The organism is Cryobacterium sp. MLB-32 (genome assembly GCF_000738085.1).
Classification (GTDB): Bacteria; Actinomycetota; Actinomycetes; order Actinomycetales; family Microbacteriaceae; genus Cryobacterium.
In genome coordinates, this window is record NZ_JPRS01000456.1 from 1 (window position 1) to 965 (window position 965).

The following is a 965-nucleotide window of genomic DNA, read 5'->3' on the forward strand; positions in this document are numbered from 1 at the left end:
AGCAAAGAGAACCCAAACCCGGGACGTGCGCGCGACGAAGGACCCCGTCAAAGACGAAGCCATATCCAGCCGCCCAAGAGCGACCTCGGAACTCTTCAGGGGAAGCGAGCAAGCCCCGATCGTGAACAGGACGGATTTCACCGGGGTCACTGCACACCCCTACGGAAAATTTCATCCGGACGCGTTCAGCGGGCATCTCAATATCGACGATCCCACTGTCACCCCCCTGCGAGACAATCGGTTCATGGGAATGCGACGTCTTGAATTTGGTGACAGCCTCAGCGGATTGCTGATCGACGGTGTCGCGGACACGCCCTACGTCGGGGCTGCATTTCAATTGACGCACGACAAAGGCGTGACGGTCGAGGTGCCGTATCTGTCCAGTCCGAACGTTGCTCAGTTTGGTCACGTCCAAGCATGGTTCCAGGCGCAGTCCCCGCCGAACAACATGCTCCTCTTGACACCAGGGGGCGCCATTTCACTTTTCGACATTGCATGGGGTGGGCACTCCGAAAACTGGGGCGGGAGGCGTGCGTCGATCGGATCGGTGCGCCCCGGCCTTGCCGTCCTCGGTGACCGCGACGGTCCGCTGGCCGACCCGCTGGTCATGGGCGAGATGCATAGTCGGTTAGACGGGCTGAATGAATGGTCACGCTTGTCAGCAGTCAGCAGCGACAACAAGACCGATGAGGAGGGCCACATCCAGTCTGTGACGATGCTCCTTCATCAAGACGACGGCATCACGTGGCGGCAGGTGTTGTCCGTCGCGTTGTTTGACGGTGGCGGCGTCAACTCCCGTGACGATGCCGGGGTCTGAAAAAGCCCCGCCGGAGGATTCCGGCGGGGCTTTCATCGTCAGGCTGACGGCGTAATCGTCAACGGTGACGCGGGTTTACTCGCTGTTCTCGGTGATCGCTGATTGCGCCGCGGCCAGATCGACGATCGCCTTATCGGCAGCATAGGTC

Annotated in this window: 1 protein-coding gene; it reads left to right on the plus strand. The window is 60.6% G+C overall.

Translation table 11 applies throughout. From position 1 onward, the window contains the following. Nucleotides 1-817, plus strand: an 817-nt coding sequence (locus JF66_RS19345; RefSeq protein ID WP_035880515.1) for a hypothetical protein, incomplete at its 5' end; no start/stop codon positions are given. Nucleotides 818-965 lie beyond the last annotated feature (148 nt).